9 protein-coding genes are annotated in these 9,713 nt (G+C 72.4%); 7 read left to right on the top strand and 2 right to left on the bottom strand.

Translation table 11 applies throughout. The features are described 5' to 3' along the window. Positions 1–79: 79 nt before the first annotated feature. Positions 80–598, bottom strand: a complete 519-nt coding sequence (locus tag LNK82_RS38550; protein WP_230571796.1) for a hypothetical protein — start codon at positions 596–598, stop codon at positions 80–82. A 10-nt stretch (positions 599–608) separates the two neighbouring features. Continuing rightward, positions 609–956 carry an NIPSNAP family protein gene (locus LNK82_RS38545; protein WP_230571795.1) on the bottom strand — a complete coding sequence of 116 codons (348 nt, stop codon included), beginning with the start codon at positions 954–956 and terminating at the stop codon, positions 609–611. A gap of 756 nt (positions 957–1,712) precedes the next feature. On the opposite strand from LNK82_RS38545, the gene LNK82_RS38540 reads away from it, so the two are divergent. The 7 genes from LNK82_RS38540 (at position 1,713) to LNK82_RS38510 (ending at position 9,569) form a co-directional block, all read left to right on the top strand. After that, positions 1,713–2,090 carry an MmcQ/YjbR family DNA-binding protein gene (locus LNK82_RS38540; RefSeq protein ID WP_372470766.1) on the top strand — a complete coding sequence of 126 codons (378 nt, stop codon included), beginning with the start codon at positions 1,713–1,715 and terminating at the stop codon, positions 2,088–2,090. Positions 2,091–2,252: 162 nt separating this feature from the next. Next, complete coding sequence (gene pepN / locus LNK82_RS38535) at positions 2,253–4,724, top strand: aminopeptidase N (RefSeq protein ID WP_268997770.1); 2,472 nt, start codon at positions 2,253–2,255, stop codon at positions 4,722–4,724. Continuing rightward, complete coding sequence (locus tag LNK82_RS38530; protein WP_230571793.1) at positions 4,721–5,719, top strand: NAD(P)/FAD-dependent oxidoreductase; 999 nt, start codon at positions 4,721–4,723, stop codon at positions 5,717–5,719. Before pepN ends, LNK82_RS38530 begins: the two co-directional genes overlap by 4 nt. Further along, on the top strand, positions 5,716–6,228 hold the full coding sequence (locus LNK82_RS38525; protein ID WP_230571792.1) for a VOC family protein: 513 nt from the start codon (positions 5,716–5,718) through the stop codon (positions 6,226–6,228). The genes LNK82_RS38530 and LNK82_RS38525 overlap by 4 nt, the downstream gene beginning before the upstream one ends. A 226-nt stretch (positions 6,229–6,454) precedes the next feature. Next, positions 6,455–7,489 carry a 3-oxoacyl-[acyl-carrier-protein] synthase III C-terminal domain-containing protein gene (locus LNK82_RS38520; RefSeq protein WP_230571791.1) on the top strand — a complete coding sequence of 345 codons (1,035 nt, stop codon included), beginning with the start codon at positions 6,455–6,457 and terminating at the stop codon, positions 7,487–7,489. Next, positions 7,489–9,321 carry an HAD-IIIC family phosphatase gene (locus LNK82_RS38515; protein ID WP_230571790.1) on the top strand — a complete coding sequence of 611 codons (1,833 nt, stop codon included), beginning with the start codon at positions 7,489–7,491 and terminating at the stop codon, positions 9,319–9,321. The genes LNK82_RS38520 and LNK82_RS38515 overlap by 1 nt, the downstream gene beginning before the upstream one ends. Next, entirely contained in the window at positions 9,318–9,569 is a 252-nt protein-coding gene (locus LNK82_RS38510; RefSeq protein WP_230571789.1) for an acyl carrier protein, read from the top strand. The genes LNK82_RS38515 and LNK82_RS38510 overlap by 4 nt, the downstream gene beginning before the upstream one ends. The last annotated feature ends 144 nt before the right edge of the window (positions 9,570–9,713 follow it).

Genomic DNA, 9,713 nt, shown 5'->3' with positions numbered 1-9,713 from the left:
GCCGCCCCCCGGGGGGGCGCGCCCCCCCCCGGGGGGGGCGGGGGGGGGGGGCGGGGGGGGGGGGCCCCCCGGCACGACGTCACACGCGACCGGTGAACCGGTCGTCCAGGTAGGCGATCTTGGCCTGCTCGTCGCGGTCGGAGTAGAGGTAGCGGATCCAGGCCTGCTGCTCGTGCAGCAGCGCGCCCATCTCCCAGACGCAGAGCACTTCGCGGTGCTTGCCCTGCTCCAAACGGCGGAAGCTGTCGTGCTGCTTCACGTCCCGGATGTAGACGGTCTCCCACATCTCGTTCTCGTTGCGCCAGGTGCAGACGATGAGGAAGTAGAAGTCGCCGCGGCACAGGTGGTGGATGACGAAGCCGAGGTCGCCCGAGATGTCCAGCTCGCCGGAGGCCGTCTCCGCGCGCAGGAACGACTGGGCGTCCTCGCGCAGCGCCGGGTCGACCACGTCCTGCGGCTCGCGCACCTCGTACCACTTCAGGTGCGCGTCGGGCAGGGCCAGGTCGTGGTCGGGCAGCGCGATGACGTCCTTGGCGTAGTGGCGGTAGTCGGCGTCGACGTTCGAGATGGCCGCGAGGTGCGACAGATTCCTGGTCACTGAAGGGATCCTAGGCAAAGGCGCCGGGCTCGGACAGGAGCTTGACCGTGCTCTCGGGCACGGGCACCAGCGCGGTGCTGTAGTCGGCCATCATCTCGTTGATCGGGCCGTCGAACTGGGCCCACTCCGGCTGCTCGTACAGCGAGCCGGCGAGGCGGACGCGCTCCTCCATCCCGGGGAACGCGCGCACCAGGTGCCACTCGTCTTCGTCCAAAGGGGACGGTCCGAACGCGAGCACGGTGATGCCGATGCCGCGCATGAGCGGGATGGTGCCGTCGCGGCTGATGCGGTCGAACTCGGCTCGCGTGCCGGGCTTGAGCTTGAACACGCGGGTTTCCAGCAGCCAGGGCTCGGTCATTCGGGCACTCCAAGGACGCGGCGGTATGCCGAAGCGGGTTTGGGGTGCGCGCGGCTGGGGCGGGCCGAACGCCGGGCTCGCGGACGTTTCTACCGACGACGACGCCGGCGCGCAAGGGGTGAACTAGGGTGCCGCGTCGTGAAACCGGATCTGAGCACCCTGCGCGCCGCCGTGTCCGAGTTCGGCGGCTTCACCACCCCGGAGAAGTCGTGGACGGTCCTGACCGCCGCCACCGCCCCGGCGTTCGACCTGGGCGTCGCCGCGCACCGGGACGCCGCGCACGTGTGGCTCAACGCGTGGGGCTGCCGCATCCGCACGCCCCGTCCCGGCGAGCCGCGCGTGCTGGACGAGAGCTTGGCGGCCTGGTGGGAGACCTGGCGGGACGCGCTGCCCGACACCGGGACGTGGCTCGCCGACCTGACCGACGAACGGGTGGAGCGGCTGGCCGAGGGCTTCGCCGCGCTGTCGGCGAGCACGGCGGCGGCCACGCCGCGCGGCACCCGGACGCTGGGCCCGACTGCGGCCTCCAAGCTGCTGTTCGCCTTGCGCCCCAACAGCCTGCCGCCGTGGGACAACATGATCGCCGACCGGCTGCACGGCGGTCGTGACGGCGCGGCCTACCGGGCGCACCTGCTGCTGACCCGCGGCTGGGCGGCGGACCTGCTGGCCGAGGCGGGTGTGCCCGAGCCCGAGCTGCTGGCCGACCTCGGCCGGCCGGGGCGCTCGCTGGCGAAGGTGATCGACGAGTACTGCTACCTGGCGTTCACCCGCGGCTGGACGGCGCCGCGCCGGGGTGTCACGTCCGACGACGTGCGCCGGATCGCCCGGTCGCTCCCCCGCACGGAGGAAGCGCTGGTCCGCGACCGGGTCAAATTCCGCATCGGGCGCATCGTGTACCTCGCCCTGTCGCCCGATGAGCGGACGATGGGATTCGCGTTCCCCAAGGAGGAGCGGGCGGCGCTGATTGCCTCGGATCCCGACAAATTCCATCCGCCGGTGACTTCGGACGAACGGTACAACTGGGTTCGGGCCTCTCTGTCTCAATTGGACGAGGTCGAGTTGACCGAGTTGGTCGTGGACGCTTGGCGAATGTGCGTGCCGAAACGCGTCGCGCGCGACTACCTGGGGCGATAGTGGCCCCGATACCGCCGGACGGGCGAAACGGCGGTCCCGGGATGCCGGCCGGGCGGGTCATCAGCATTTCTTGGGCAGACCCTATAAGGGAACCGAATTGGCCCGTTGACGTCGCACAAGGCGTGTTTACGATCCTCCATACCAAGCAGGAGGGGGCGCCGCATGGCCAGTTTGACTCGAGCCGAAGCAGCCGCACGGGGCGCTTTATTGGAGGTCGCCTCGTATCACGTGGACCTGAACCTCACCGGCGACGGGAAAGTATTTCGGTCTACGACGAAAATAGCTTTCACCGCCGACGAGGGCGGGTCGACGTTCGTGGACGTCAAACCGGAGGCGCTGCTGGGGGCCCGGCTCAACGACCGCGACCTGGACGTGTCCGCGCTGGTGGACGGCCGGTTGCCGCTGACCGGGCTGGCCGCGGACAATGAGCTGGTCGTCGTCGCGGACATGGCGTACTCGCGTGAGTCCAAGGGGCTGCACCGCTACGTCGACCCGGCCGACGACCAGGTGTACGTGTACGGAGCGGTGTTCCTCGACCACGCTCCGCGCATCTTCGCGTGCTTCGACCAGCCGGACCTGAAGGCGCCGTTCACGTTCGACCTCACCGTCCCCGACGAGTGGACGGTCCTCGGCACGGGTGCGGCCACGAAGGTCGCGCCCGGCCGGTGGCGGGTCGTGCAGGAGGTGGCGCAGGCGACGTACCTGACCACGGTCGTCGCCGGGCCGTACGCCTCGTTCGAGACCGTGCACGACGGCGTGCCGCTCGGCGTGCACTGCCGCGCGTCGGTCGCCGAGGCGCTGGAGGCCGACATCCAGGAGGTCTTCGACGTCACGGCCCAGTGCCTCGACGAGTTCCACCGCCTGTTCGGCGTGCGCTACCCGTTCGGCCGGTTCGACCAGGTCTTCGCGCCGGAGTTCAGCTACCTGTCGCTGGACCACCCCGGGTGCGTGCTGCTCAAGGAGCTGTACCTGTTCCGCACGCCCGCGCCGCGCAGCGAGCACGAGACCCGCGCGGTGGTCATCGCGCACGGCCTGTCGCTGATGTGGTGGGCCGGCCTGGTGACCAACAAGTGGTGGGACGACCTGTGGCTGGGCCAGGCGTTCGCCGACTACCTGGCGCACCGGGTGCCCAGCGAGGTCACCGAGTTCACCGGCCCGCTGACGACGTTCTCCGCGCGCCGCAAGGGCCAGGCGTACACCGCCGACCAGCGCCCCTCGACCCACCCGGTGTGGATCGACGGCGCGGACGCCATGTCCGCGCTGCTGGACCTGGACCGGATCTCGTACTTCAAGGGCTCGTCGGCGTTGCGGCAGCTCGCGCACCACATCGGCGACGACGCGATGCGCGAGGCGTTGCGGATCTTCTTCGCCCGGCACGCGTACGGCGCGGCGACGTTCGCGGACTTCAACGCGGCGATCGGCGAGGCCGTCGGCCGGGACATGACCGACTGGGCGGACCGCTGGCTGGGCACCGCGAACGTCACCACGCTGGCGCCGGACTTCACCGTCGCCGACGGCGTGATCACCTCGTTCGCCGTGACGCAGTCCGCACCGGCGTCGCACCCGGCGCTTCGGCCGCACACCATCGACATCGGCCTGTACGGCGACGCGCACGAGACGGTCCGCGTGACCGTGGACGGCGAGCGCACCGAGCTGCCCGAGCTGGTGGGCCGCAAAGCCCCGAAGTTCCTCCTGCTCAACGAGAACGACCTGACCTACGCGAAGATCCGCTACGACGACGAGTCACGCCGGGCGCTGCCCGAGGTGTTGCCGACGCTCGCGCCGATCAACCGCGCGATGGTGTGGGCGCAGCTGTTGCAGGGCGTGGTGGACGGCGCGGTGCCCGCGACCGACCACCTGGACCTGGTGACGCGGATGCTCGGCTACGAGACCGAGCTGTCGATCGTGATCGAGGTGCTCGAACAGGCCCGCATCGACGTGGCCGACCGGTTGCTGGACCCCGAACTGCGACCGGGGCTGCTCAAGGCGGTGGCGGACGCGGCACGCGACCGGCTGTCCCGCACCGCGCCGGAGGACGAGCTCGGCCTGGCGCTGTTCCGGGGTCTGGTGGAGTTCACCTCCGACACCTCGGAGCTGCGCGGCTGGCTCGACGGCGTGCCGCTGCCCGCCGGGTTGGAGCTCGACGCCGACCTGGCGTGGCGGGTGCGGTACCGGCTCGCGGTGCTGGGCGCGTTCACCGAGGCGGAGATCGACGAGGCGTACGCGGCGGACCCGAGCACGCACACCGAGCAGTTCGCGGTGAAGGCTCGGGCGGCGATCCCCACGGTCGAGGCGAAGCAGGCCGCGTGGCGCGCGATCACCACCGACGCCGAGCTGTCGAGCTACCGCCTGTGGTCCACCGCGGAGGGGTTCTGGCAGCCGGAGCAGCGCGAGCTGACCGCGCCGTACGTGGCCCGGTTCTTCACCGAGATCGTGGACGTCGCACGGTTGCGCGAGGACAAGGTGCTGGACACGCTCGTGCTGTGGCTCTACCCGCGCTACGCCGCCGAGCCGGGGACGATCGCGCAGGCCGAGGAGCTGTTCGCGCGCGACGACCTGCCCCTGCCGCTGCGCCGGCGCGGCGCGGACCTGACCGACGACCTGCGCCGCGCCGTGCACGCGAGGCACGGGTGAGAGCGGCGGTGGTCGGCGGCGGCGTCGCGGGGGCGGCGCTGGCCTGGCGATTACGCACCTCCGGTGCGGACGTGACGGTGTACGCGCCCGGTGCGGCCGACGCCTCGGGCGCGTCCGGGGGCCTGGTCCGCGGCTTCGAGGTGGACGCGGGCGCGGCCCGGGACGCCGCCGAGTCGCTGGCCGAGCTGCGCTCCGACGAACGGGTGCGGGACTGGGCGGGCTACCGGGAGACCGGGTCGGTGTACGTGACGGCCGACGACGTCACGCCGTGCGTGGACGCCGTCGAGGCGGTGCTGCCGGGTTCCGCGTCCGTCGTGGACGGTGCCGAGCTGGCGCGGCGCTTCGGGTTCCGGGACCTGCCGGCGGACGCCGCCGGCGTCGTGGAGCGGCACGCCGGGCACTTCTCCCCCGACCGCTTCCGCGGGCACGTGCTGCGCTGGCTGGGCGAGCACGGCGGCGACGTCCGCACCGAGCGGGTTGCCGAAGTCCTGCCCGGCCCCGCGGTTCGGACTTCCGCCGGCGTGACGGCGTTCGACGCCGTGGTGGTCGCGGCGGGCGCGTGGACGCCGCGGCTGGTCGGCGGCGAGCCCCTGCGGGCCAAGCAGATCCAGTACGGCCTCTACCGGCTGCCGATACCGTGCGTGGCGTCGTTCGTGGACGACCGGACCGGGCTGTACGGCCGGCCGGACCGCGACGGCACGTTCCTGCTCGGCCTGGGGTGCGACCGCTGGGACGTCGATCCCGACGGCGTGACGCCCGACCACGACCTGGCCGCGCGGGTGCTCGACACGGCCCGCCGCCGGTTCGGCGTCGCGGACGGCGAGGTCGTGGCCGACCGGGTGGTGGCGTCGTTCGACTGCTACCGCTCGCCGGGCGGGCTGCGCCTGGTGGACGTCGGCGACGGGGTGTCCACGTTCACCGGCGGCAGCGGCGGCGCGGCGAAGACCGTGCTGGCGGCGAGCCGGCGGGCGGCGGCGGAGCTGGTGGCGTCGTGATCCTCGGCATCGACCACGTCGGCCTGCTCACCGCGGACCCCGAGGGCGTGGGCGCGCTGCTCGCCGTGCTCGGACTGTCCAAAGTGGATGGCGGGGTCGCGGGCGACTACGGCGTCTCGTGCGACTTCTGGCAGGTGGGCGCGGACCCCGCGGCCCCGGCCGTGGAGGTGGTCGCGCCGGTGCGGGAGGACTCGGCGGTGGCCGGACGGCTCGCGCGCGGACCAGGGCTCTACCACATCGCGTTCGAGGTGGACGACCTGCGAGCCGAAGCGTCCCGCTTGCGCGCCAACGGTTTCGCGCTCGTGGACGCGGAGCCGTGCCGCGGCGCGCGGGACGGGATGGCGGTGCAGTACCTGTACGCGCCCAAGCCCGCCGGCGTGCTCGTGGAGCTGGTCCACTACGCCACCGCGCGCCGGGGCCCTATCGCAGCCATCGGCAATCCTGATCAGCACACCGCAGAAAAGCGGTCACCCGACATTGCTTCCGCCGCACCGGCGGTAAATAATTAACAGAGACGGCAGGTAGCTGGTCGAGCAATCCGACCGACTGGGCTCGTCGAATCCAGGGTTGCTTCTCACCGCACCATCTACGCACGTCAGCGCGTCGCGGACGTCAGGGGTGACGTCTCCGACGCACGCCTTCCCGCTTTCCCGACCATTATTTGCCCAGGCCCCGGAAAAATGTCCGGGGCGGGCCTTCACCGTGCCGAAAAGCAGTCACATGACAGGAGTGCTCATGGCCAGCCAGCTCGTGGATTTCGGAGTCGCGGGCTTCGGGTACGCCACCGGCGAGGACCAGGACGTCGCGCAGACGGCCGGTGACTACGTGGGCGATCCCGAACGCGTCGTCCGCTGGGGCTACCACACGTTCCACCGCGCGCCGGACGGCGTGACCGCGACCGACCTGGCAACGCTCGCCGGGCAGGACGCGCTGGACCGCCTCGGCCTCGGGCCCAACGACGTCGACCTCGTCGTGGTGGCCGCCTCCGAGGTGCCGGACTACCACCACTGGGACACCTCCGCCGCCGTCGCGCGCCGCCTCAAGGTCGAGGGCACGACGCAGACGCTGCTGCTCACCGAGGGCTGCGCGTGCGGCGTCACGGGCCTCGGCTACGTCGCCGGGCTGCTGGCGCTGCAGCCGGAGCTGCAGACCGTGCTGTTCATCGCCGTCAACCGGGTCAGCGAGTTCCACCGCAACCGGATGAACGTCAACAACGCCGTGCACAGCGACGGCGCGGTGGCCGCCGTCCTCAAGCGCGGCCACGAGAGCGTGCAGTGGCTGGCCACGGACCAGTTCGTCGACCCCGACCTGTCGGACTTCTTCCGCACGGAGGTCGGCGGCGCGGCCAACCCGCTCCCGTTCGACGGCTGGACGGCCAAGGACGCGCCTCCCGGGCACGCCCGCATCCAGGCGCACTTCGACAAGGACCCGGCGAAGCTGCGCGAGTTCGTCGCCACGCTGAACCAGCGCATCACCGACACCGTGGACAACGCGCTGCGCCGCGCGGGGCTGACCCGCGACGACCTCAAGCACGTCATCTACATCAACGACTCCACCGACACGATCGAGGAGGTCGCGGAGCCGTTCGGCGTCACGGTCGAGCACACCAACGCCGAGCTGTCGCTGGGCCACGGCCACATGGGCGCGGCGGACCAGCTGTTCTGCCTCGGCGAGCACATCGAGCGCGGCGACGTGAAGCCCGGCGACGTCGTGGCGCTGTGCGGGATCTCCATCGGGATGCGCTGGTACTGCACGTTGGTGCGGATCTGATGGGCGACCTGCTGGAGTCGTTGCGGACGGCGGTCGCCGAGGGCCGCGCGCCCTCACCCGCGGACCTGACGCGGCTGGCGACCGTGTCCGACCCGCTCGTGCTGCGCAAGGCGGGCAAGCTGCTGGCACGCCTGGAGGACGCCGAGGGCCTGCGACCGCTGCGCGTGGCCGTGCTCGCGACTTGCACGATCGGGTCCTACGAGCAGATCCTCCGGGCGAGCCTGGTGTCGGCCGGCGTGCTGCCGGACCTCGTGCCCGGCCCGTACGGGCTGTTCGAGCTGACGCTGGCCACCGATCCGTTCGACGGCGTCGACGTGATCACCCTGCTGCTGGACGAGACCTGCTTCCTGCCCGACGACTGGGCGGCGACGGACGTCGACGGCCTGGCCGGGCACCTCGAAGCCCGGCTCGCGGACCTGCGTGGCCTGGTGCTCTCGGCGGTGGAGCGCTCGACCGCGACGGTGCTGCTGCACACCGTGCCGCTGCCCGCGCAGGTGCGCGACTCGGTGATCAGCTGGCGGGCGCGCGCCGCGCTGTCCAAGGCGTGGGCCAAGCTCAACGAGGACCTGCTGGACCTCGCCGCGCAGCACCGCCAGGTGGCCGTGACCGACCTCGTGTCGGTGCTGGCGGACTCGCCGTTCCCGGCGCGCGACGACCGGCTGCACCGCTACGGCGACCTGCCCTACACCGACGGCGCGCTGTACCTGCTGGCGCGCGAGGTCCGGCGGTTCGCCCAGGCGCGGGCCGGCCTGTCCCGCAAGGTGCTGGCGCTGGACCTGGACAACACGCTGTGGGGCGGCGTGCTCGGCGAGGTCGGCGCGGAGGGCGTGCAGCTCGGCGGCCTGTACCCGGGCAACGCCTACCGCGAGGTGCAGCGCACCGCGAGCAGGCTGCGCGACCAGGGCGTCGTGCTGGTGCTGGCCAGCAAGAACGACGCCGACCTGGTGGACGAGGCGCTGACCGCGCACCCGGAGGTGCTGCTGCGGCCGGAGGCGTTCTCCGCCAAGGCGGTCAACTGGTCGCCGAAGGCGGGCAACCTCCGCGAGGCCGCGTCCGCCCTCGGGCTGGGCATCGGGTCGTTCGTGTTCCTGGACGACTCGCCGTTCGAGCGCGGCCACGTCGAGGAGGAGCTGCCCGAGGTCGTGGTGCTGCCCGCCGACGGCGACCCCGCGCACATCGTGCGGACGCTGCTGGCGCAGGGCTGGTTCGACGTCGCGGAGCTGACCGAGACCGACCTGGCGCGGCCGGAGCTGTACCGCAGCCGGACGCTGCGCAACGACTTCGCGGGCGGCTTCGGCTCCTCCGAGGACTACCTGCACGCGCTGGACGTGCGGCTGGTCGTGGCGGAGGCGGACGGCTTCGCCGTGGCGCGCGTGGCGCAGCTGGCCGCCCGCACCAACCAGTTCAACCTGACCGGCCTGCGGTTCGACGAGGCGGAGACCGGCCGGCGCATCGCCGACCCGGACCACCTGGTCGTCACGTTCGCGGTGGCCGACCGGTTCGGCGACGAGGGCGTCATCGGCGCGGCGTGGGTCGACCGCTCCGGCGCCGAGTGGCACGTGGACAACCTGGTGCTCAGCTGCCGGGTGCTGGGTCGCGGCGTGGAACTGGCCATCGCGGCGTGGCTGGCGCGCCGGGCGCACGCCGCGGGCGCCACCGCGCTGCGCGGCCGGTACGTGCCGTCGAAGAAGAACGGCCTGGCCAAGAACTTCTGGACCGACGCCGGGTTCGCCGACGAGGGCGACGGCGCGCACGCGCTGGCCCTGGACACCGGGCTGCCCGACGTGCCCGCGTGGATCAACCTGCTGGAAGGGAACGAGGTAGCCCGATGACCGACACCCCCACGACCGACACCACCGTGGAGCAGTCCGTGCTGGAGATCCTGGCGGGCGCGCTCGACGTGAGCGTCGACGTGCTGCGCGACGAGCCGGTGCTGGCCCGGCACGAGTGGGACAGCATCAGCTCGCTGGACGCCCTGGCCCAGCTGGAGAACCGGTTGGACGTGACGCTGGACCTGCGCGCGTTCCACGCCGCCCGGACCGTCGAGGACGTGGTGGCGCTGGTGCGCCCCACCTCCTGACGCGCCTTCCCGACGCCGGGGCGCACGACGTACCCGGCGACGCGGGCCCGGGCGCCCCCCCCCCCCCCGGGCCCCCCGCCCCCCCCCCCGCCCCCCCCCCCCCGCGCCCCCCCCCCCCGGGGGGGGCCCGGGGTGGGCCACCCC

The organism is Saccharothrix luteola (assembly GCF_020859565.1).
In the GTDB taxonomy this organism is placed as follows: Bacteria; Actinomycetota; Actinomycetes; order Mycobacteriales; family Pseudonocardiaceae; genus Actinosynnema; species Actinosynnema luteola.
This window is presented reverse-complemented; position numbering and strand designations above follow the sequence as displayed.